Annotated in this window: 19 protein-coding genes; 8 read left to right on the top strand and 11 right to left on the bottom strand. The window is 63.5% G+C overall.

The genetic code is table 11. From position 1 onward, the window contains the following. Positions 1–10 precede the first annotated feature (10 nt). From NCS02_RS16500 to NCS02_RS16520, 5 genes are all read left to right on the top strand, one after another. Positions 11–2,740 (top strand): nitrate reductase, encoded by a 2,730-nt coding sequence (locus NCS02_RS16500; RefSeq protein ID WP_250523236.1) that lies wholly within the window; start codon positions 11–13, stop codon positions 2,738–2,740. A gap of 603 nt (positions 2,741–3,343) precedes the next feature. Continuing rightward, complete coding sequence (locus tag NCS02_RS16505; protein ID WP_175979217.1) at positions 3,344–3,694, top strand: hypothetical protein; 351 nt, start codon at positions 3,344–3,346, stop codon at positions 3,692–3,694. A gap of 123 nt (positions 3,695–3,817) precedes the next feature. After that, the gene (locus NCS02_RS16510; protein ID WP_175979218.1) at positions 3,818–4,165 is read left to right on the top strand and encodes a hypothetical protein; all 348 of its coding nucleotides are present in this window, start codon (positions 3,818–3,820) and stop codon (positions 4,163–4,165) included. Between the two features lie 144 nt (positions 4,166–4,309). Beyond that, complete coding sequence (locus NCS02_RS16515; protein WP_008353590.1) at positions 4,310–5,281, top strand: hypothetical protein; 972 nt, start codon at positions 4,310–4,312, stop codon at positions 5,279–5,281. A 144-nt stretch (positions 5,282–5,425) separates the two neighbouring features. Continuing rightward, entirely contained in the window at positions 5,426–6,052 is a 627-nt protein-coding gene (locus NCS02_RS16520; RefSeq protein WP_250519892.1) for a hypothetical protein, read from the top strand. 10 nt (positions 6,053–6,062) lie between these two features. On the opposite strand, the gene NCS02_RS16525 is transcribed toward NCS02_RS16520, so the two are convergent. The 6 genes from NCS02_RS16525 to NCS02_RS16550 form a co-directional block, all read right to left on the bottom strand. Next, the gene (locus tag NCS02_RS16525) at positions 6,063–7,559 is read right to left on the bottom strand and encodes a heavy metal sensor histidine kinase (RefSeq protein ID WP_008353588.1); all 1,497 of its coding nucleotides are present in this window, start codon (positions 7,557–7,559) and stop codon (positions 6,063–6,065) included. Further along, positions 7,556–8,269 (bottom strand): heavy metal response regulator transcription factor, encoded by a 714-nt coding sequence (locus NCS02_RS16530; RefSeq protein ID WP_008353587.1) that lies wholly within the window; start codon positions 8,267–8,269, stop codon positions 7,556–7,558. The genes NCS02_RS16525 and NCS02_RS16530 overlap by 4 nt, the downstream gene beginning before the upstream one ends. Positions 8,270–8,361: 92 nt before the next feature. After that, a complete protein-coding gene (locus tag NCS02_RS16535; protein ID WP_250523237.1) occupies positions 8,362–9,816 on the bottom strand; it encodes an efflux transporter outer membrane subunit in 1,455 nt (484 codons plus the stop codon). Continuing rightward, a complete protein-coding gene (locus NCS02_RS16540) occupies positions 9,813–11,054 on the bottom strand; it encodes an efflux RND transporter periplasmic adaptor subunit (RefSeq protein ID WP_250440537.1) in 1,242 nt (413 codons plus the stop codon). Before NCS02_RS16540 ends, NCS02_RS16535 begins: the two co-directional genes overlap by 4 nt. A gap of 21 nt (positions 11,055–11,075) precedes the next feature. Next, positions 11,076–14,261, bottom strand: a complete 3,186-nt coding sequence (locus tag NCS02_RS16545) for an efflux RND transporter permease subunit (protein WP_250502913.1) — start codon at positions 14,259–14,261, stop codon at positions 11,076–11,078. Between the two features lie 320 nt (positions 14,262–14,581). Next, the gene (locus NCS02_RS16550) at positions 14,582–14,863 is read right to left on the bottom strand and encodes a DUF4148 domain-containing protein (RefSeq protein WP_008353580.1); all 282 of its coding nucleotides are present in this window, start codon (positions 14,861–14,863) and stop codon (positions 14,582–14,584) included. Positions 14,864–15,127: 264 nt separating this feature from the next. Between NCS02_RS16550 and NCS02_RS16555 the strand changes: the two genes are divergently transcribed. Then, positions 15,128–16,459, top strand: a complete 1,332-nt coding sequence (locus tag NCS02_RS16555) for an Nramp family divalent metal transporter (RefSeq protein WP_250502914.1) — start codon at positions 15,128–15,130, stop codon at positions 16,457–16,459. A gap of 60 nt (positions 16,460–16,519) precedes the next feature. Here the strand turns inward: NCS02_RS16555 and motB are convergent, their stop codons facing one another. Together motB and motA are read right to left on the bottom strand one after the other, a co-directional pair. Continuing rightward, positions 16,520–17,500: a flagellar motor protein MotB gene (gene motB, locus NCS02_RS16560; protein WP_008353578.1), complete on the bottom strand. Its 981-nt coding sequence runs from the start codon at positions 17,498–17,500 to the stop codon at positions 16,520–16,522. Between the two features lie 30 nt (positions 17,501–17,530). After that, positions 17,531–18,403 (bottom strand): flagellar motor stator protein MotA, encoded by an 873-nt coding sequence (motA, locus tag NCS02_RS16565; protein WP_008353577.1) that lies wholly within the window; start codon positions 18,401–18,403, stop codon positions 17,531–17,533. Positions 18,404–18,641: 238 nt separating this feature from the next. Here motA and NCS02_RS16570 point away from each other — a divergent pair, with 238 nt between their 5' ends. Both NCS02_RS16570 and NCS02_RS16575 read left to right on the top strand, forming a co-directional pair. After that, the gene (locus NCS02_RS16570; RefSeq protein ID WP_175979224.1) at positions 18,642–19,460 is read left to right on the top strand and encodes a helix-turn-helix domain-containing protein; all 819 of its coding nucleotides are present in this window, start codon (positions 18,642–18,644) and stop codon (positions 19,458–19,460) included. A gap of 131 nt (positions 19,461–19,591) precedes the next feature. Next, entirely contained in the window at positions 19,592–19,864 is a 273-nt protein-coding gene (locus tag NCS02_RS16575) for a hypothetical protein (RefSeq protein ID WP_008353575.1), read from the top strand. Positions 19,865–19,956: 92 nt separating this feature from the next. On the opposite strand, the gene NCS02_RS16580 is transcribed toward NCS02_RS16575, so the two are convergent. From NCS02_RS16580 to NCS02_RS16590, 3 genes are all read right to left on the bottom strand, one after another. Then, positions 19,957–20,124, bottom strand: coding sequence for a hypothetical protein (locus NCS02_RS16580; RefSeq protein ID WP_008353574.1), 168 nt, complete (start codon positions 20,122–20,124; stop codon positions 19,957–19,959). A gap of 66 nt (positions 20,125–20,190) precedes the next feature. Next, positions 20,191–21,633 carry an MFS transporter gene (locus NCS02_RS16585; protein WP_250502915.1) on the bottom strand — a complete coding sequence of 481 codons (1,443 nt, stop codon included), beginning with the start codon at positions 21,631–21,633 and terminating at the stop codon, positions 20,191–20,193. 115 nt (positions 21,634–21,748) lie between these two features. Continuing rightward, the gene (locus NCS02_RS16590; RefSeq protein ID WP_033536124.1) at positions 21,749–23,041 is read right to left on the bottom strand and encodes an MFS transporter; all 1,293 of its coding nucleotides are present in this window, start codon (positions 23,039–23,041) and stop codon (positions 21,749–21,751) included. Between the last annotated feature and the right edge of the window lie 203 nt (positions 23,042–23,244).

Here is a 23,244-nt window from a genome sequence, read left to right on the forward strand (position 1 = left end):
AAACGTGAGCATGTCCATCATCCCCATTCAAACGGCTTCTGTTAAAACGACTTGCCCGTATTGCGGCGTCGGCTGCGGTGTGAACGCATCGCCGAAGAGCGCGACCGAAGTGTCGATCGCCGGCGATGAAACGCATCCATCGAACTTCGGCCGTCTGTGCGTGAAGGGCTCGGCGCTCGGCGAAACGATTGGACTCGAAGGGCGTCTGCTCAATCCGAAACTGCGCGACCGCCGCAGCGGCGCGCTTACCGATGCATCGTGGGCCGATGCCATCGGCACGGTTGCGAGCGGCTTTTCGCGCATCATCGCGGAGCATGGTCCCGACGCGGTCGCGTTCTATGTATCGGGTCAGTTGCTCACCGAGGACTACTACGTCGCCAACAAGCTGATGAAGGGCTACATCGGCAGCGCAAACATCGATACGAACTCGCGGCTGTGCATGTCGTCGTCGGTGGCGGGACACAAGCGCGCGTTCGGCGAAGACCTCGTGCCGATGAGTTATGAGGACCTCGAACTCGCGGACCTCGTCGTGCTCGTGGGATCGAACACGGCATGGTGTCATCCGATTCTCTTTCAGCGCATCGTGAAGATGAAGGAGAAGCGACCGGAGATGAAGATCGTCGTCATCGATCCGCGCTATACCGCGACTTGCGAAATGGCCGATCTGCATCTGCCGCTCAAGCCTGGCAGCGATGTGGCGCTGTTCAACGGCCTGCTCGCGTTCCTCGCGGAGCACGGCGCAATCGATGCGGCTTTCGTCGATGCACATACCAGCGGTTCCGACGACGCGCTCGCAGCGGCGGGTTCTTCGGATCTCGCGCAAACCGCGAAAGACTGCAAGCTCGATCAACACGATCTGATGGAGTTTTATCGTCTTTTCGCGCGCACGGAGCGCGTGGTGACGGTCTATTCGCAAGGCGTGAATCAGTCGAGCGCCGGCACGGACAAGGTCAACTGCATCATCAATTGCCATCTGCTGACGGGGCGAATCGGCAAGCCTGGCATGGGACCGTTCTCGTTCACCGGCCAGCCCAACGCGATGGGCGGACGCGAAGTCGGCGGCCTCGCGAATACGCTTGCCGCGCATCTCGAGTTCGGCGATCCGCTGCATGGCGAGATGGTGCGGACGTTCTGGAATTCGCCTGCGATTGCAGAGCGCGCCGGATTGAAGGCCGTCGAGTTGTTCGATGCAATCGAAGCGGGCCGCGTGAAAGCCGTATGGGTGATGGGCACCAATCCTGTCGTCAGCCTGCCCGATGGCGATCGCGTGAAGCGCGCGCTCGAGAAATGCGAGCTCGTGGTTGCATCGGACATCATCGAAAAGACGGATACGAACGCGTTCGCCGATGTGCTGCTGCCCGCGCTCGGCTGGGGCGAGAAGGATGGCACCGTGACGAACTCGGAGCGGCGCATCTCGCGTCAACGCGCGTTCATTCCGACGCCGGGCAAGGCGCGCGCGGACTGGCGCATCATCTGCGATGTCGCGCGGCGCATGGGCTTCGAAGGCTTCGATTTTGCGGGTCCGCATGAGATTTTCGACGAGCACGCACGGTTGAGCGCGTATCGCAACGATGCGTCGGCGGGCGTGCATCGCGCGTTTCATATCGGTGGACTGGCCGGGCTCGATCGCGCGCAATACGATGCGCTGCAGCCGACACAATGGCCGTTGCGCGACTCGGCAGAGGGAGGAACGGAGCGGCTCTTCGAAGATCACCGCTTCAGTCATGCAGATGGCCGTGCGCGCTTCGTAGCAACCGTTGCACGCGCGCCCGTGAACGCGCCCGATGACGACTATCCGCTCGTGCTCAACACCGGGCGCGTGCGCGACCAATGGCACACGATGACGCGAACGGGCCGCTCCTCGAAACTCGCGGGCCATATCAGCGAATCGTTCATCGACATGCATCCGCAAGACGCGCTCGCATGCGGCGTGCGCGAAGGCGAACTCGCGCGCGTGTCGAGTCGCTGGGGCTCGATGATCGCGCGCGTGCAGCATGGCGGTGGCATGCCGCGCGGCAGCGTGTTCGTGCCGATCCACTGGAACGATCAGACCGCCTCCGACGCGCGCGTCGGTGCGGTGGTGAATCCCGTCGTCGATCCGGTTTCGGGTGAACCGGAGTTCAAGCACACGCCTGTCGCAATCGAGAAGTTTCACGTGACATGGCACGGCTTTTCGCTCTCTCGCGCCGCGCCGGACCTCGACATGGTCACGCACTGGACGCGCGTGCACGGCACAGGCTTCGTCCGTTACGAAATGGCGGGCCGTAATCGTTTCGATGCATCCCATGGCGATCATCACGATTGGGCGCGTGCGCTCTTTCATATCGACGATGAGCACGCTGACTGGATCGAATACGAGGACAAGAGCGCGGGCGTGTATCGCGCGGCGCATGTGGTCAATGAGCGTATCGAGAGTTGCGTGTTCATCTCCGAGCGGCCCAATCTGCCCGCGCGTGCGTGGCTCGCGACGCTGTTCGAAAAGGGACGCCTCGACGACGAGGACCGCGCGAGCCTCCTGCTCGGTCAGCCGATAGGCAAGGGCGAGGACACCGGGCCGACCGTGTGCTCGTGCTTCGGCGTCGGACGCAATACGATCTGCAACGCGATCCGCGACAAGGGATTGAAGACAGCCGCCGAAATCACCTCGTGCGTGAAGGCGGGCGGCAACTGCGGATCGTGCGTGCCGGAGTTGAAGAAGCTCATCGTTGAGACGGAAATGGCGCGTCTCTCCACTGTCTGATTCGTCCGTGGTCTAACGAACGAACGCGGGCGCATGTCGCCCGCGTTTCGCGTTTTCAAGCCTTCCGATTCCTGCGGAGATCTCCGGAAAAACCCTCGAAAACAGGGCGTTTCCGGGCTATTGGTATGCTCGAATGAGCGCTCGCCAACCAAACTCCTTACGATTTATTACGACGTGAAATGGTGTGTTGGATTGCCAACGCATTCGCCGGTTCATCTTCCGTACAGTCACCTCAAAACACAGGCACTAAACAAACGGATGCCTGAAAACAACACCAAAAGGTAATACGGGGATTGCGATGAAGAACGCAAAACTATTCGAACAAGCGGGAGGCCAGCGCGCCACGATCCGCTCATCCCAGGCCAGCATCGACCTGTTGCACGAACGACGACTTCTGATCGACGTGCGAGCCTCATTCCCAGTCTGATTCGTCAAGCCGCCCCAAAGGGGCGTCCTTTCTCAAACGCTCGCTGATCCATCGAAGCCAGATTCGATCAGACGTCGGAGATAGGAATACTAACGAAACGATATTTGCTGTATCCGCTACATACCGGCGTCGATGTAGCTGGAATTGACTGTGCGCCTACACTTGGAGACCTCACCATGCAACGCAAACTGATCGCAGCAGCCGCCGTCCTCTCGCTCGTTTCCGCCGCTGCCTTCGCAACGGGCACGAACTCCAGCTCGAGCTCGACCTCGGGCGGCACGACCAGCGCAGCCGTGTTCGGCTTCGGCTCGTTCACCGCAACCAACGCGGGCGCCGCCAACGGCCACGCTTCGTCGATCGCCGGCCAGGGCTACGGCGTGACGGGCAACGCGACCAACGCGACGACGAGCCACATCAACACGTCGTCGGTGGGCGGCAAGGGCTTCGGCGGCTCGACGGCGACGGGCGTCTCGGGCGCCGACGCTGCCGCGAATGCCTGGAGCAAGCTGGGCGGCGGCTGGCGCTAAGCACACGGCGACGGACGGCGAACTTCGCCGCAACGGGGTTCGCTTTCCCGCAACCGATGTGATCCCGGTTCGAACAACAAAAAACGAAATCCAATCTTACCGATTCGATAAGGAATGCAAATCATGAAACGCACTCTGATCGCTGCTGCACTGCTCTCGTTCGTCTCCGTCGCCGCGATGGCCACGACCACGAACTCCAGCTCGTCCTCGACCTCGGGCGGCACGACGTCCGCTTCGGTCTCGGGCTTCGGCCGCTTCACGGCGACGAACTCGGGCACGGCCAATGGCAATGCGCAATCGATCGCCGGCAACAAGTTCGGCGTGACGGGCAACGCCACCAACGCAACGACGAGCCACACGAATACGTCGACGGTGAGCGGCTTCGGCCACGGCAACGCACAAGCGGGCGGCACCTCGGGCGCGGACGCAGCGGCCAATGCATGGAGCAAGCTGGGCGGCGGCTGGCGCTAAGCTGGTCGGCGACTCAAGGCAGGGGCGGCGTCATGACGAGCGTGCGCTTGCGGGATACCGCCTTTGCCGAACTCATAAAAAAACTCTAAGTCGTCCGGGACCGTCATGCGCTGTGGCGTTCCCCTTTTCTTCCGGAGAACCAAAATGAACAAGACCACTCTGCAATTGGCATGCGCGGTGCTGTTTTGCGCCGCGCAACTCGCCCACGCCGACACCACCGCCAATTCCTCGTCGGGCTCGGTTTCGGGTTCGACGTCGACGGGCATCGGCCAGGGCGGCGGATCGAGCCTCAACAACATCGGCACGTCGGCGAATTCGACGGCCAACACCAGTTCCAATTCGTCGTCGGTCGGCGGCCTCGGCGTCGCGACGGCGAGCGGCGGCCGTTCGACCGCGCAGGGCGGCTCATCGAATGTGAACATCTCGCTGACGATGCCGCAACTGACGACATCCGGCACGGATGCAAGCGGCGCCGATGCGACCGGCAAGGCGGCCACGAGCGGCCCCGGCACGAGCGCCTTCGACACGCGCACGACGGTCGACTACAACCAGAGCTCGTACTCGGTCCGCACGACGCCGTCGATCGCCGCACCGTCGCTCACCACGACGCTCTCCGACACCTGCATGGGCTCGGCCAGCTTCGGCCTGTCGATCACCGGCTTCGGCGCGACCGGCGGCACGACGCTCGTCGATCAGGCTTGCGTACGCCGCCTCGATGCACGCGAATTCCGCGCGATGGGCCTGACCGATGTCGCGCTCGCGCTCCTCTGCCAGAGCGAAGCGAACCGCCGCGCCGTCGAGGCGACGGGTCATCTGTGCCCGGGCACGACCACGCCGCTCGCGAAATCGGGCGAGGACGCGGTGCTGTCGGATGACGAGAAGTATCGCGATCCGCTGGTGCGCGCGCGCCTCGGCCTGCCGGTGACCGCCGCCAACAATCCGGAAGTCAGCATGAAGACGCAGAACGAGGCCAAGCAGGCTCAGCCGGCGCCCGCGAAGCAGGTCGCGCAGCCGACGCCGGTCGCCGCTCGCGTGTACGATCAGGCTGATACGAATGGCGTCGAAGTGGCGAGCACGCCCATCGGCGAAAAGATCGAAGTCTCGCTGGTGAAGTGAGGAAGCAACAGGTCCAATGGCAGGGTGACGCCATGGAGCGAGAGAGACGCGCCTGAGCAATCGGGCCGTCTCTACCTTTGAAGGGTTGGCTTTTGAAAGACTGGTCCCGGAGAGTCAACCCTCGTTTTCCCGCTGAGGCATGCGATGAAGAGTCACAAGAAAATGGCGGCCATCGCGCTCGCGGCGAGTGCGACGGTCTCGATGATGCCGATGAGCGCGCGCGCCGATGCAAGCGCCGGCGTGATCTGGGCCGCGAACCCGGCCGGCGTGCAGTCGATGCCCGATGCGCAGGCGCTCGCGCTCTTGCCTTCGAGCGGCTACGTGCCCTTGCAGACGTCGGGCGGCAAGTGCCTGCTCGTCGCGCGGCGCGGAACGCAGATCGTCGCAGTGGAGTTGTCGCCGCTCGCGATCGGCGCGAAGGTGATCGGCTGGAAGCCGCAGCAGATCGACATGAGCACGGTCACGTCGAAGTGGGGCTACGTGCCGCCGCAATCGTCGATCGATACGAAGAGCTTCGGCAATCCCGTCACGAGCACGATATCGGAAGCGAACAAGACGGATACGTCGAAAGGCGGATCGTATGCGCGCGCGAGCAGTTGGGGCAATGGCAACGTCGAAGCGCATAGCAGCGCGATCGCGTCGGCAACGGGCGAGACCGAAGCCGCCGAATCGGTGACGGTGAACGGCAAGACGTATCGCAAGTACAGCCACTTCAGGCCGGCGACAGCCGAAGCGCCGATGGCCGCATCGGATGAATACTTCTGTCAGTGATGCACGCGCTTCATGTCGTGGCGGACTTCCGTTCCACGACCGGCGGCACGGGCAAGGCGACGTCTTCGACGGGTCGCGATTCAGTGCCGAAACGCGCGACCGAGAACGAGAACGTGTTGACGCCGTTCTCGCTCGTCGCCGACACGGTGCCGCGATGCATCTCGGCCACCGCCTTCACGATGGCAAGCCCGAGGCCGTGATTCTCGCGGCTATTCGTGCGCGAACTTTCCGCGCGATAGAAGCGGTCGAAGAGATGCGCCATCACATGCGGCTGGATCGATTCGCCGGGATTGGCCACGGCGATGCGAATGCGCCCATGTTCCCGCGTGATGGCCACGGAAATCGTCGCGCCGGGCGCGCAATGCTGAATTGCGTTCATCACGAGATTGGACAGCGCACGGCCGAATAGCGACGTATTGACGAACGCGCGCGCATCGCCGTTCGCGACGGCGCGCACTCGCGCTTCTTCCAGCGGAATCTCGAGAAACTCCAGTGTGCGATTGACCTCCGCCGCGAGCGACACTTCGACGAGTCCCGTCGCGCGTTCGCCCTGATCGGCGCGCGCGAGAAACAGCATGTCGTTGATGATCGCGCGCACGCGTTCGAACTCCTCGAGATTCGATTGCAGCGTGTGACGCAGCTCGTCGATCGAACGATCGCGCGTCAAGGCGACTTCCGTCTGACCGATGAGAATCGTGACCGGCGTGCGCAATTCGTGCGCGACATCGGCGTTGAAGGATTCGAGCCGGCCATATGCGTGATCGAGCCGTTCGAGCGCGCCATTGAAGGACTTCGCGAGATCTTCGAGTTCCATCGGCAGCGCGCGCGTGTTCAGGCGTTGCGATCGATTGGTCGGACTCAGCTTCGATGCATCGCGCGTGAGGCGCGTGAGCGGTGCGAGGCCGAGCCGCGCGACCGAATAACTCAGCAGCAGGACCGCGACCGTGGCGAGCGCCATCAGCGCGGCGAGCGCGAGACCGAACGCGCGCATCGTATGAACGTTCGGCGAGCAATCGATCGCGACGAAGAGCTGCAGCGGCGGACGATCCCCGTTGGGCGGAATCGTGAGCGTGGTCATCAGCATGTCGTAGGCGCGATCTTCCGGACGGAAGTGAACGTAACCGCCCATCACGCGCTTGACGACGCGGCCCGCGGGCGGCGAGCCGTATTCATAGCGCGGATCGTTGCTGGACACGGCAAAGAGCGTGGAGCCGTCGCGCGGGGTGATGTCGGCGAGCTTCTCCTTCGCGATCTTCCATTTCTCCGGCGTCGATACATGCGTGACGATGAGCCGCGCAATCTCCGCGCGATTGTCGAGCGAGTCGCGCAAATGCTGCTCCAGTTGCACGCGCAGCACGAGAAAGAGTCCCGAGCCGACGAGCGCAAACACGAACAGCGCGACGAGCGCGAACATGACGGCGAGCCGCCGCGAAATGGAGCGTTGCGTGCGCGGCTCGCGCGCGTCGCGTGCCTCGCGTGGCGTCGACGATATCCACTGCGTGTTCATGATGGTCTCGCGTCTTCCCTTGCTTCGCGCGTGTCGCGAACTTCGCGCACTTCGAGCACATAGCCCATGCCACGCACGGTATGAAGCAGTTTGGTGCGGAACGGTCCGTCCAGTTTCGCGCGCAGCCGCTTGATCGCCGTTTCGACGACGTTCGTGTGACTTTCGAAATCGACTTCCCAGACGAGCTCGGTGATCGCGGTCTTCGAGAGAATGTCGCCGTGACGGCGCGCGAGCACCGAGAGCAACTGAAATTCCTTCGCGGTGAGGTCGAGCCGCACGCCGTCGCGTGTTGCGCGGCGGCCGATCAGATCGACATACAGATCGCCGACCGATATCAATGTCGATTCCTGCGCGCGCGTGCGGCGGGCGAGCGCATGCAGACGCTCGACGAGTTCGAGAAACGAGAACGGCTTCGTGAGGTAATCGTCCGCGCCTTCGCGCAGGCCGCGCACACGATCGTTGATGTGATCGCGCGCGGTCAGCATGATGACCGGCGTCGACTTCTGGAGGCGCAGCGCCTTCAATACCGCGAAGCCGTCGCGTCTTGGCAGCATCACGTCGAGCACGATCACGTCGTAGTCGTATTCGATGGCGAGATGCGTGCCTTCCTCGCCGTCCATCGCGACATCGACGACCCAGCCTTGCTCGGTCAACCCCGAGCGCAGGTAATCCACCACTTTGTGTTCGTCTTCGACTATCAGGACTTTCATGCCTGGCACCTGTGCGCGTTCAGTGTGTGTTTACCGCATTGTTCAACTGCTAACTATACGAGCCTCGCGGGCATCGTGCTTACGTTTTCTTTCTACTCGCCCAAAGTAGTTGCGTTCGCAAGCTTCTGATCGTCGTTCGATGCAGTGTCCCATCCGCCGCCCAATGCCTTCACGAGCGCCACCGATACGGTGCGCTGCTGTCCGCGAATCTGCACGTCCTGTCGTTCGCTCGTGAGCAATTGCTGCTGTGCGGTGATGACGTCGAGATAGGCGACGAGCCCGCCCGAATAACGATCGTTCGCGAGCGACAGCAAGCGTTGCGCATCGACGACCGCGGCGTGCGACTGTTTCGCCGCGCCGTCCAGCACCGACAATCCGACGATGCCGTCCTGCACTTGCTGAAACGCGCCGAGCACCGTCTGCCGATAATTCGCGACGGCCGCGACATAGCCTTCGTTCGCGAAATCGACGGCTGCCGAGCGCCGTCCGCCATCGAAGATGACCTGGCTTGCCATCGTCCCGATGGTCCACAAAAGGCTCGGCGCGGAAATCAGACTTGAGAACGCCGTGCTTTCCCAGCCGACCGTGCCGTTCAACGTGAGGCTCGGAAAGAACGCCGCTTTCGCGACGCCGATCTGCGCATTGGCCGCGGCCATCGCACGCTCGGCGGATGCGACATCGGGCCGGCGTTGCAGTACATCGCTCGGCACGCCGAGTGGAATCGGCGGAAGCGGGCGTTCGTTCAATTCAGGCGCGATCGAGAATTGCGGCGCGGGCGTCCCGACGAGCGCGGCGATCGCATGTTCGAATTGCGCGCGCTGATTGAGCAGCAGTTGCGCCTGCACGCGCGTCTGATCGAGTTGCGCTTGCTGCTGCAATACATCGAGGCCTGACACCGCGCCGAGATCGTGTTGCGCCTGCACGTAATCGAGCGCTTTCTTTTGCAGCACGACAGAACGATTCAGCACGTCGATCTCCGCATCGAGCTCGCGCATCGAGAAGTAGTCGCTGGCGAGATCGGTGGTCAGCACGAGGCGCGCATTCGCGAGATCGTCGCGCGACTGATCCGCCGATGCATGCGCGGCCTCCACTTCGCGACGGATGCGGCCGAACAGATCGACGTCGTAGTTGACCGTCGGCGCGAGCTTCAGATCGCTTTGAACGGTAGCGTTGCTCGGCGTCGCGTAGTTGGTGACGGGCCGGTTCTTCGAAATGCGCGAGCGCGACGCGTTTGCACCGAGATCGACTTCAGGCAGCGTCAGCGCGGATGTTTGCGCGAGCGTCGCGCGAGCCTGTGCGTAGTGCGCGCTCGCCGCGGCGAGCGTCTGATTCTGTGCGAGCGCCAGCGTTTCGAGACCGTTCAACGTCACATCGCCGAAGCCTTGCCACCAGTCGAGCGCGAGCGGCGCATGCGACGGCTCGCCCACGCGCCAGTACGAATCCGTCTTCCACGTAGGCGGCGTTGCGGCGACGGGCCGATGATAGTCGGGCCCGACCGTACACGCGGCAAGCAGCGAGACGAGCGTGATGCCAAGCGCGGTCTTCATGATGCGGCCTTGCTGCCCGACGCGGGCTGTCGTTGCGTTTGCTGCGGCGCGATCACGACGTGATCGCCATCGGCGATCGAATCGCTCGGGTTGATGATGACCTTGTCGGTCGCGTCGATTCCGCTCTCGATTTCGAGCGATTGTCCGAGATCCTGCGCGATCACGATCTTGCGCAGGCTCACATGACCGTTGCCATCGACGACCGCGAGACGTGGACCTTCGGAACGGAAGAGCAGCGCGTTGCCTGGCACGAGCAGACGCGCGTGCGCGGTCGCGGGCACGGCGACCTGCACATACGCGCCGGGCCGTAGCCGCCCATCGGGATTCGGCAGCGTCACTTCGACTTGCAACGAGCGCGTGGGCACGTCGATCGCGCCGGAGATGTGCGTGATCTTGCCGTGGAACTGTTCGCCGGGCAGCTCCGCCTGCGTGACCGTCACGTCCTGTCCGACCGATACGTTCTGCGCGTAAGCCTGCGGCAACTGCACGAACACGCGCAACGGGTCCGACTGGGCGAGCGCGAAGAGCGCGCGGCTCGTGCCGCTGCCCGCATCGATCAGATCGCCGACATCCACATTGCGCTGCGTGACGACGCCCGCAAAAGGCGCGACGATGCGCTTGAACGATTCGAGCTGACGCAGACGCTTCACGTTGGCATCGGCGGCCGCGAGATTCGCGACGTCCTGGTTGTACGTGCTCTGACGCTCGTCGAGTTCCTGTTGCGACACGGCATCGCGCTGACGCAATTGCTGCCAGCGTTCGAGCGAGCTCTTCGCGAGTCCGAGGCTCGATGCCGTCTGATCGCGTTGCGCGACCGCTTGCGCAAGCTCCTGATCGATCTCGGGCGTGTCGAGATCGGCGAGCAACTGGCCTTGCTTCACGCGCGATCCGATATCGACGTACCAGTGCAGCAGATAACCCGTCGCACGCGCATAGATCGGCGATTCGACGAAGCCGCGCAAGGTCCCCGGCAACGTCGTTTCGCCGCCGCCATCGGTCTCTTTAGGCATGACGACGTTCACGTATTGCTGCGCGTTCTGCTGCGTGCGCGCGGCGATGGAATGGCCATGCAGCACATCGGTGACGACCGTGCGCGCCGCGCCTATCGCGAGCAACGCGAGCACGATCACGAGCGCGATCTTCGCGCGTTTCCATTCGACGTTGCGCGGCGGCAGCGCGGGCCCTTCGTTCGGGTCGCGAGCGGGAATCGCAAGCGATGCGTGGTTCTTTTCAGTCATGTTCGTCGGGATGCTTTGATGTCAGTGTTGGCCGCTGCCGTCTTCATGTTGCGTGTTACCTCTTCGCGCGGCGCGCCGTGCAAGACGTGCGTGAATGCCTGCGAAGACGAGCGGCACGAAAAAGAGCGTGGAAACCGTTGCGAACAGCAGGCCACCGATCACCGCGCGGCCGAGCGGCGCGTTTTGCTCGGCGCCTTCGCCGAGGCCGAGCGCCATCGGAATCATGCCGATGATCATCGCGAACGCGGTCATCAACACGGGGCGTATGCGGCTCGCGCCCGCCTCGAGCGCGGCGGTGAGCGGCGGCATGCCCGCGTTCAGACGCTGTCGCGCGAACGAGACCATCAGGATGCTGTTCGCGGTGGCGACGCCCATCGTCATGATCGCGCCGGTCAGCGCGGGCACGCTCAGGTGCGTGCCGGTGAGAAAGAGCATCCAGATGATGCCCGCGAGCGCGGCGGGCAATGCGCTTACGATGATGAGCGGATCGATCCACGACTGGAAGTTCACGACGATCAGCAGATACACGAGCACGATCGCCATCGCGACGCCCAATCCGAGGCCGACGAACGACGTCCGCATCGTCTCGACCTGACCGCGCACGACGATCTGGCTGCCGCGCGGAAGCGTCTTCTGCGCTTCATCGACGAGTTGATTAACCTGGCGCGCGACGCTGCCGAGATCGCGGCCTTCGACGCTCACGAAGAGATCGATCACGGGCCGGATGTTGTAGTGCGTGACCACCGCGAACTGATTCTTCGGCGAGAGGCGCACGAGGTTGCCGAGCAGTTGCGTGGGACCGTTGAGCGATGCGGACACGGGCGTTCGCAGCAGTTCGTCGATCGATGAAATCTGATACTGCGGCGTCTGCACCGCGAGGTTGTATTCGACGCCGTTGCGCGGGTTGAACCAGAATCCCGGCGCGGTTTGCGAGCTTCCCGAAAGCGAAACCAGCACGTTCTGCGCGACGTTGCTTGCGGACAGATTGAGTTGCTGCAGGCGCGTGCGATCCATCTGCAAATCGATGGCCGGTTCGTCTAGCTTCTGCTGGATGTGCGTATCGACATTGCCGGGAATCATGCGGATCTGCTTCATCAGCTTGCTCGCGACTTCGAAATTCGCCTGGCCGTTCTGTCCTTGAATCTGCACGTCGATGGCGGCGGGCAAGCCGAAGTTGAGAATCTGCGTGACGATGTCCGCAGGTTGAAAGAAGAATTCGACGCCGGGAAAGCGGCGCGGCAGGAGCGCACGCAATTCGTCGATGTACTTTTGCGTCGGCGAATGATCCGCGTTGAGCGCGACCTGAATTTCGCCGTCGAGCGTGCCGATCGTTCCGGCATTGCTGTACGACAGGTTGATGCCGCTATAAGGCAGACCGAGGTTATCCAGTATCGTCGCGAGTTCGTCTTGCGGCACGATCTGGCGCACGACCTTTTCGACTTCATCCGCGAGTCGCGCGGTCTCCTCGATGCGCGTGCCGGTCGGCGCGCGCATGTGCAGGCGAATATCGCCCGCATCGACGCTCGGGAAGAAGTCTTCGCCGAGCACGAACACGAGGCCCGCCGACAACAGGCAGAAGCCGAGAAAGAGCGTCGCGAACAGACGCCGCTTCACGAGCAGGCTCGACAGAATCACGATATACGCGCCGCGCATGCGCTCGAAGCCGCGATCGAAGCGCTGATGCAGACGCACGAAGAGATTCGGCTTTGCCTTCCCATCGGGTGCGTGCGCGTGGCCCATCAACAGCATCGCGAGCGTCGGCACGAGCGTGCGCGAAAGGATGTACGACGCGAGCATTGCGAACACGACGGCTTCCGCAAGCGGCACGAACAGGAACTTGGCGACGCCGGTGAGAAAGAACATCGGCACGAACACGATGCAGATGCACAGCGTCGAGACGAGCGCGGGCACCGCGATTTCACCTGCGCCTTCGAGGATCGCGTCGTGCAGATTCGTGCCCATGTGCAGATGACGCTCGATGTTCTCGATCGTGACGGTGGCATCGTCGACGAGAATGCCGACTGCGAGCGCGAGGCCGCCGAGCGTCATGATGTTGATCGTCTGCCCGAGCGCATGCAGCACGATCAGCGACGAGAGAATCGAGAGCGGTATCGAGATCGCGATGATGCAGGTGCTGCGCCAGTTGCCGAGAAAGAGCAGGATCATCGCGGCGGTGAGCGCGGCGGCGATGAGCGCTTCGCGCACGACGCCTTGCACGGCGGCCTTCACGAACACCGACTGATCGAAGAGCGCGCTGATCTTCAGATCGGAAGGCAGCGACGCCCGCGCTTGCGGCAAGAGATCATGCAACGTATTGACGATGGACAGCGTCGACGCGTTGCCGTTCTTCAGCACCGAGATCAACACGCCGCGATGCCCGTCCTGACGCACGATGTTGGTCTGCGGCGAGAAGCCGTCGCGGACGTGCGCGACTTCGCGCAGATAGGTCGTCGCGCCGTTGATCGTGCGAACCGGAATGTCGTTCAGGCCCGCGACGGTCGCGGGCGAACCGTTCATGTCGACCGTATATTCGCGCGGGCCGATCTTTGCGGTGCCGGTCGGAAGGATCAGGTTTTGCGCGTTGACGGCCTGGACGACATCGGTCGGCGTGAGTCCTTTCGCGAGCAGCGCGCGCGTGTCGAGATCGACGGAGATGAGGCGCGTCTTGCCGCCATACGGATAAGGCACGGCCGCGCCCGGAATCGTCACGAGTTGAGGGCGCAAGAAATTGAGCGCGGTATCGTTCAGGTCCTGCTCGGATTGCTTCGGACTCGAAAGCCCGAGCTGAATCACCGGAATGCTCGACGCCGAATAGCTGATGACGAGGGGCGGCGTCGCGCCCGGCGGCATCTGCTTCACTTGCGCCTGTTCGACGGCCACTGTTTGCGCGATCGCGGTCTGGATGTTCGCGGTGGGCTGCAGAAAGAGCTTGATGATCGCGATGCCTTGCAGCGATTGCGACTCGATGTGCTCGATATTGTTCACCGTGGTCGTGAGGCTGCGCTCGTTGACCGACGTGATGCGATTGGCCATGTCCTGCGCGGAAAGGCCTGTGTAATTCCAGATGATGCTGACAACCGGAATGTCGATTTCGGGAAGCACGTCCACAGGCGTCGTCATGAGGACGAACGGCGTCGCCAGCAGGATCATGATGGCCATCACGATGAACGTGTATGGCCGCTTAAGCGCAACGTTGACTATCCACATTGAGTCGTTCGGAAGAAGCTGGGAGAGGGCGCTGCGAATGAGGCGAATGCAACGCGCGGGACGCAATGACGGAGCGGGGCGTGCGGTTCGCCATCAGTGTCGTTATGGTAGTGGCCGGGTGCCAACGACAATATGACGTGAATATGGCGCCGATGTCAGATAAGGCGGTTTGAAAGCAAGCTTGCGAAAGCCCATGGTAGGGCGGAGCATTCGCATCGGACAGCGGGGAATAGCGAAGCGCGAGCGCGGGTTACGCGCTTCGAAGGGACGCGAGCGAGACGGCGCGGAAGGCCGCGCGTGTCTCGTTCGATGAGCGTGCGTTACTGCGGGGTTTGACCGAGCGGCGTCGTCGACATCGTGCGTCCCGAAGACGACGAACCGTCGCTGGACGAACCATATGCGCTTTGCGCGCTGACCTTGGCTTCGGCTGCCTGGATGTCGTTCGGATAGAACGCATCGCGCTCGGACGGGTTATAGCCGGCTTGTTCGACGCGTTGCAGATCCGCTTTCACCTGCGCGCGCGTGAGACCTTCGGATTGTGCGAGCGCGGCGAGCGGCGCGGCAGCAAGGGCGATTACAGCGATGCGTGTGACTAGTTTCATGGCGCACTCCTCATGCGGGTAAAAATGAACGGGACGTGCGGTTGCGCGATATGCAGCGTCGGCACGCTCGCTACAGCCACCACTGAATTCTATTTGTCGTACCGTGACGAGATGCTGGCGATGAGATGACGCTTTGGTCAGATTGGGGCTGTCTGTGAATGCGCGCAGCCGGTGATAGACTCGCCCGCGAGACGCGCCTTGTAAGCTACCTGAACAACATCGTTCGCGGATGTTGTCCCCGATATCCCATCAGGACTCGATAAATTGCCGTTCAATCTGCCGACCACGGCCACCGCGCCGTTTTGCCCATCGGAAGTCAAAGGCTCCATCGCCGTTTCGCCGGGCGCGCCGCTATGGAAGAAGCTTCTGCAATTCGCGGGGCCGGGCTTGCTCATTTCCATCGGCTATATGGACCCGGGCAACTGGGCGACGGATATCGAAGCCGGCTCACGCTACGGCTATAGCCTGCTCTTTGTCGTCGTGTTGTCGAGTCTTGCGGCGATGGTGCTGCAATGTCTTTCGATGCGCCTTGGCATCGTCACGGGAAAGGATCTCGCGCAGCTATCGCGTGAGCGTTACGCGAAACCGGTCGCGAGCGTGCAATGGATGCTCGCGGAGTTATCGATCATCGCGTGCGATCTCGCGGAAGTGCTCGGCGGCGCGCTCGCGTTTCATTTGCTGTTCGGCGTTTCGCTGATGTGGGGCGTGGTGCTCACCGCATTCGATACGCTCATCGTGCTGGGCCTGAAAGGCAAGAACTTTCGCGACCTCGAAGCCATCATGCTCGGGCTCATCGCGACGATCGGCGTCGGTTATATCGTCGAGCTCGTGCTCGTCAAACCGCATTGGCCTTCGGTTGCTGCCGGGCTCGTGCCATCGATTCACGCGTTGAGCGATCGCGAGCCGCTTTATCTCGCGATAGGCATTCTCGGCGCGACCGTGATGCCGCATAACCTGTATCTGCATTCCTCGATCGTGCAGACGCGCGTGGTGAATCGCGATGCGAAGAGCCTTGCATCGGCGATCAATCTCTCGCGGCTCGATACGATCGTGTCGCTCGTTCTCGCGCTGCTGATCAATGCGGCGATCCTGATTCTCGCGGCATCGGCATTTCACGCGACGGGACACACGCAAGTGACCGAGATCGAAGATGCGTACAAGCTGCTTGCGCCTATCGTGGGAACCGGGCTTGCGGCGATTCTCTTCGCGGTGACGCTCTTTGCATCGGGCCAGAGTTCGACGTTCACCGGGACCATTGCAGGGCAGGTCATCATGGAAGGGTTCCTGCAACTGAAAATCCCGTGCTATCAGCGCCGATTCATCACGCGGGCGCTTGCGCTCGTGCCAGCGTTGATCGGCGTGTACGTGATGGGCAACGGCGCGGTCGGCAAGCTGCTGGTCGCGAGTCAGGTCGTGCTGAGCCTGCAACTGCCGTTCGCGCTTTATCCGCTGATCCGGATGACGAGCGATCGCGGCCTCATGGGAGCGTTCTCGAACAAACCGTTCATGAAGCTCGTCGCGTGGGCGCTGTTCGTGGTCATCAGCGCGGCGAACGTCTGGCTCGTGGTGCAGACGGTCGCGGAGTGGCTCGGCTGAAATGAAAAGCGCCATGCACGATTCGATGTGCATGGCGCTTCGTCAAGCCGCGAGCGTTGTCTACTTCACTACCGCCGCCGGCGCATCCGACTTGACCGAGACCGGCGCGGGAAGCGCCGCTTCGACAGGCCGCGTTTCATCGACCGTGGTTCTGCCGCCATCGCGGAAGAACGCCTGTTCCGCGGCCTTGTTCAGCACGAGAATACTGATCCGCCGATTCGTCGGCTCGTCGACGACATCCTTGTTGAGCGGCAGCACGTCGGACAGTCCGCGCACTTGCAGCACCTTGCTTTCCTTCATGCCGCCCGCGACGAGCGCGCGCCGCGCGGCATTCGCCCGCTCGCTCGAAAGCTCCCAGTTCGAATAGCCCGCCTGACCGCCGGAATAGGGCACTGCATCCGTATGCCCCGCGATCGACACGCGGTTATCGACATCGTTCAGCGATGCGCCGATGTTCGTCAGAATCGTCGTCACATAGCTTTCGAGTCTCGAACTGCCCGATGCGAACATCGGCCGCTTGAGCGAATCGACGATCTCGATACGCAAGCCTTCACTCGTGATCGCGATGCGAATCTGGTCCTTATACGCGCGCAGCGCAGGCGTCTGCTCGATGAGCGCCATCAGCTTCTGCTTGAGCTGCTGCAGCTTGCGCAAGTCGTCCATCGCAACGGCAGCGCGCGCGATCGATTGCGGCACCGGTTGCGTCTGGGTCTTGTTGCCTTCACCCGGACGCGTGCTCGACAGATCCCTGCCGCCGCCCGCGATGACGCTCGTATGCGCCGACGCGCCGCCATCGTTGCCGAACAATGCGGAAAGCGGCGTATTGAAGTATTGCTCGATGCCTTCCTTGTCGTACTTCGATGTCGATCCGAGCAGCCACATCAACAGAAAGAACGCCATCATCGCGGTGACGAAGTCGGCGTAGGCGATCTTCCATGCGCCGCCATGATGGCCGTGTCCGTGCGCCTTCTTCTTGCGCTTGACGACGACAGTCGGCGCAAGCACGGACTGCAGCGGATCGCGTGACGGTTTCTCAGCCATGTGCGTTGGTCCTTTGCGTACCCGATGTCATCACGAAGCCGCCTTCGGCATCTTGGTGGCACGAACCGCGTCGTCGAGTTCCTTGAAGCTCGGACGATCGGCGGTGAAGAGCACCTTGCGGCCGAACTCGACCGCGATCGTCGGCGCATAACCGTTCATCGATGCGAGCAGCACGGACTTCACGCACTGGAACGGCTTCGCTTCGGCCGCGCCCTTCGCGTTGAGCAGGTCCGCGAGCGGGCCGATGAAGCCGTACGCCAGCAGAATGCCGAGGAACGTGCCGACGAGCGCACCCGCGATCATCTCGCCGAGCACGGCGGGCGCGGCGCCGACCGAGCCCATCGTGTGCACGACGCCCATCACCGCGGCGACGATACCGAATGCAGGCAGGCCATCGGCCATTTTCTGAATGGCGTTCGCGGCGATCGAGCTTTCGGTGTGGTGCGTGTCGAGCTCTTCGTCCATCAGATCCTGCATTTCGAGCGCGTTGACATTGCCCGCAGACATCATGCGCAGATAGTCGACGATGAAGTCGAGCAGATGATGATCGGCCATGACGTGCTCGTACTTCTGAAAGACCGGGCTGGACTCGGGCGCATCGACATCGGCTTCGAGCGCCATCATGCCTTCCTTGCGCGCCTTCTGAAGCAGTTCGTAGAGCAATGCGATCAGCGCGAGATATTTCTCTTTCGTGTAGCCGCCGCCCTTGAACGCCTTCGGAATCGATTGCAACGTTTTCTTGAGCGTCGCGGTCGGATTCGACACGACGAACGCGCCGATCGCCGCGCCGAAAATACACAGCAGCTCGAACGGTTGCACGAGGGCCGCGAGGTGGCCGCCGACGCCGACGAAGCTTCCGATCACCGAGCCGATGACCAACAACCATCCGATGATGACAAACATGATTTCTCCGCAAAAGTCCGGGCGCCGCGGGCCGTGCGTGCTCGGGATTGAGACGCGCACGGCTCGCGACGCATTGTTCGCTTGTTGTTGGACTTATCGGCGCGAAAGTGCCGGAGATTTAGGGTGTCGCGCGCAAGTTTTTCTTCGCAAATGTTTGCGGCGTAAATGTTACGTTCGTGGCGCCGCTTACTTCGCAGGTAATGGATCGCGTGATCATGTTTCGTCTAACATCGGTTGCATGAACTCGACCCTCGTACATCCAGCCGTTCGATCGGACGTCGGCGCGCTATTGCGCGAATGGCGTCAGCGCAGGCGCATGAGCCAGCTCGATCTCGCAGGCGTTGCGGACGTGTCCACGCGTCACCTGAGCTTCGTCGAATCGGGCCGCTCGCTGCCGAGCCGGGACATGCTGATGCGCCTCGCCGAGCAACTGGACGTGCCGCTGCGCGAGCGCAACACGCTGCTCGTCGCGGCCGGTTATGCGCCGCTTTATCGCGAGCGCGCGCTGGCCGATCCGCAACTTTCCGCTGCCAGGCGTGCTGTCGATCTCGTGCTCAAAGGGCATGAGCCGTATCCCGCGCTCGCGGTCGATCGTCACTGGACGATGATCGCGGCCAACGCGGCTTTCGCGCCGCTCGTCGCATCGGCGGATGCGCAATTGCTCGTGCCGCCCGTCAACGTGCTGCGGCTGTCGATGCATCCGCAAGGTCTCGCCGATGCCATCGACAACTGGCACGAGTGGCGCGCGCATCTGCTCGCGCGCCTGCGCCGGCAAATCGACGTGTCCGGCGATGCGACGCTCGTCGCGCTCTTGGCCGAACTGGAGGCGTATCCCGCGCCGCGTCACGCGACCCACGAGCCGCGCGGCGAGACCGATCCCGTCGTCGTGCCCTTGCGTTTGCGCACGCAGCACGGCGTGCTGTCGTTCTTGAGCACGACGACGGTTTTCGGCACGCCCGTCGACATCACGTTGTCGGAGCTTGCGATCGAAGCCTTCTTTCCCGCCGACGATTCGACCGCCGCCATCCTTCGCGAACTCGCCGACGCAAGACGTTGAGCTTGCGTCGCGCCGCGCATGCTTACAGAATTGAACCTAGTCGACATGCGCGGATCAATGAGAAAGCAGGCTGCGCGCCGCTTGGCGCGCAGCCTGTGTCAGCTTTTGTCCAACCAACGCGGAAGGCAGCGATGATTCAAACATTCGAACAAGTGATCGGCGGGCAAACGATGCAGTTTTGCGCCAGCATCGCGGAGGGCGGCGGGCCGCTGCGCGTCATCATCAGCCGTGCGGATTCGGCGGAATCGCTCGTGATCGTCGAAGCGGACGGCATCATCGGCGCGATCAAGGCCGAAGTGGAAGCGCCCGATACGCTCGTCGCCGATGCCGTTCGCAAGGCGCAGCAGGAAGCGCTCATCGAGCGTGCGCTGGAAACCGGCGCGGTGCAGACCACTAGCCTGTAACGCTCTTCGTCCACGAGCATCAGTAAGAATGCCCGCGCCGCTTTCAAGGCCGCGCGGGCATTGCTTTATGCGCGCGATGGCCGCCCGGCGTTCTACATGCGCGGTTCGCCGTTTTTCGGATCGGCGGGCACCATCGGCGTCGCGGAATCCGGGCCGTCAGGCATGTCCGGATCTTCGGGGTTCGGCGCGGCGTCGGGATCGAGCAGCTTGTCCGGGTCCGGTTCGAGCGGCTCCTCGGGGGAGCGGGGCATTGTCGACATGGTGTTGTCCTCAAAAGATTCGCGGCTTTACCTGGGCGTTGCAACGGCCGTTCCCGACGTCCGTCTCTAAGTAACACGTTCTTCGGCGTTCGCGCTCGCCGGATTGTTCACATGACGCGCGATCAACGCGGCGCACAACAGAAGCGCGACGGAGATCGCCGCCGACCAGCGCACCGCATCGACGATCTGGTGCGCGCTCGCCGCGCCGTCGCCATGAGCCGCGAGCGCGCCGAACGCCGCGACGCCGATCGCGCCCGCCGCCTGCCGCGCCGTGTTGAGCACCGCCGACGCCGTGCCCGCACGCGGCTGGCCGACGGTGCCGAGCAGCGCGGTCGTCATCGCCGGGACCGCGAGTCCCATCCCCGATGGAATCAGCAGGAACGGCACGAGCAGCGCGGCCGTGGGCGTCGTCGCATCGACGAAGGCGAGCGCGGCGAAACCGGCGGCGTCGAGCAGCGCGCCGAAGATCATCGGGCCGCGCGAGCCGAAGCGCGCGACGACAGGGCCGCTCGCCAGGTTCGAGATCAGGAATCCGCCCGTCAGCGGCAGGAACGCGAGGCCGGTCTGCAAGGGCGTGTGACCGAGCACGCGCTGCAAATACAGGCTCAGCACGAAGACCATTCCATAGTAGGTGAGATTCACGCCGATACCGAAGGCCACGGCCGCGCTGAACGTGCGCTCGGCGAAGAGCGACAGCGGCAGCATCGGCGTGCGGCTTTCGCGCTCGATCGCGATGAACGCGCCGCCCGCCGCCAGCGCGAGCAGCAAAGCGCCGATGACGAGCGGATGCATCGGTCCGAGCGGGCGCAGTTCGATCACCGCGCCGACGAACGAGGCGAGCGCGACGATCGCCAGCGCCTGGCCGGGCAGGTCGATGCCGCGCGCATGACCGGCATCTTTGGGTCGCGCGTTTTCTATCCACGCGAGCGTCGCGACGATGCCCGCCGCGCAGATCGGCAGATTGACCCAGAAAATGCTGCGCCAGCCGAACGCCGCGATCAGCACGCCGCCGACGATCGGCCCCGCCGCGATCGACACCGCGCCCGCCGCCGTCCACAAGCCGACGGCTCGCGCGCGCAGACGCCGGTCGTGGCCGCACGCCGCGTTCAGCAGCGCGAGCGAGTTCGGCAGCATCGCCGCCGCGCCGACGCCCTGCAAGGCGCGCGCGGCGATGAGTTGCGTCGCGTCGCCGGAAAAGGCGCACGCGAGCGACGCCAGCGCGAAAAGCGCAAGTCCGCCGACGAACATGCGCCGCGCGCCGAAGCGGTCGCCGAGCGAACCGGCCGAGAGCATGAGCGCGGCGAAGGCGAGCGCGTAGCTGTCGATGGTCCATTGCAGGCTCGCGACGCTCGCACCCAGATCGTGGCCGATGCGCGCGAGCGCGACATTCACGATCGAGACATCGAGTTGCGAGACGACGAAGCCGACGCTGGTCGCGGTCACGGTGAGCGTCTGCCGTGCGGACAGACGCGTTTCGGATGAAGAAAGATTCGAGTTCATGCCGGCCATCGTAGGCGCGCGGCGCGGCCGATGTTTCGGCGTGGGCCGAAACGTGAAAGCGCAATGAAAAATGGCGCACCGCGTGAACGGTGCGCCACTTCGCGTGTGGAACGCTAACGCCGGATCAGCGCGCCTGCTTGATGAACAACGTCGTCAGCGCGCCGACCGCGCACAGTGCGCCGACGTAGATCGCGGGCGCCATCGGGCTCGATTTCATCATCAGCGAGACGACGATCGGCGTGAGTCCGCCGAACACCGCATACGCGACGTTGTACGAAAACGAGATGCCGGAGAAACGCACGGCCGCGGGGAACGACTTGACCATCACGAACGGAATCGCGCCGATCACGCCGACGAAAAAGCCCGCGAGCGCGTACCACGGCAAAAGCGCGGAGGCATCGGCCGCGACCTGCTGGAACATCATCCAGTACGTGACGGCGAGCGCCACGCCGCCGACGAAGATCGTCTTGCCCGCGCCGATGCGGCCCGCGATCGCGCCCGCCAGCACGCAGCCGATCGTGAGACACAGCGTCGCCGCGCAGTTCGCGACGAGCACCGTCGCCGGCGCGATGTGGAACTGCTTCTGCAGCAGCGTCGGCGTCATCAGGATCACGACGACGATCGCGGCGGAAAGCATCCACGTCAGCAGCATCGACACGATGACGGCGCGGCCGTGATCGCGCAGCACGGCCTTGAGCGGAAGTTCCGCGGCGAGCGACTTGCGCTTCTGCAACTCGGCGAACACCGGCGTTTCATGCAGCCAGCGACGCAGATACACCGAGCACAGACCGAAGATGCCGCCGAGCAGGAACGGCAGGCGCCACGCGAAATCGGCGACTTCGGCCGGCGCGAACGCCTTGTTGATGCCCGTGGCGATCAGCGAGCCGAGCAGAATGCCCGCCGTCAGGCCGGCCGTGAGCGTGCCGCACGCATAGCCGATATGACGCCCCGGCACATGCTCCGACACGAACACCCACGCGCCCGGCACTTCGCCGCCGACCGCCGCGCCCTGCATCACGCGGAACACGAGCAGCAGGACGGGCGCCATCAGGCCGATCGACGCGTACGTGGGCAGGAGGCCCATCAGGAGCGTCGGCACGGACATCAGCAGCACGGAAAGCGTGAACATGCGCTTGCGTCCGAGCAGATCGCCGAAGTGCGCCATGATGATCCCGCCGAGCGGGCGCGCGAGATAACCCGCCGCGAAGATGCCGAAAGTCTGCAATTGACGCAGCCAGTCAGGAATCGACGGCGGAAAGAACAATTGGCCGATGACCGGCGCGAAGAACACGAAGATGATGAAGTCGTAGAACTCGAGCGCGCCGCCGAGCGCGGCGAGCGTGAGCGTCTTGTAATCGCCGCGCGTGAGCGCACGGCCGGCCGCGCGCGGGGCGTCGGACAGAGGTGTTGCCTGCATCGGAAAAGAACCCGTAAGTGGAAAAGCCACGCATGACGCGCGGTAGAACGAGGCTTTGCCCTGCGGGAGTGACTAAACGCGCCGGGTGGACGCGAAGCGAAGGCCCGGGCGCGGAACGCGAACGATCCGGGCCGGAAGCCAGCGGGCGCGGATTCGAAAGCCGCTGCCCGTCATCCGCGCTGCGCGATGCGACGGACAGTCGC

Source organism: Caballeronia sp. NCF2 (assembly GCF_023631205.1).
GTDB classification, from domain to species: domain Bacteria; phylum Pseudomonadota; class Gammaproteobacteria; order Burkholderiales; family Burkholderiaceae; genus Caballeronia; species Caballeronia zhejiangensis.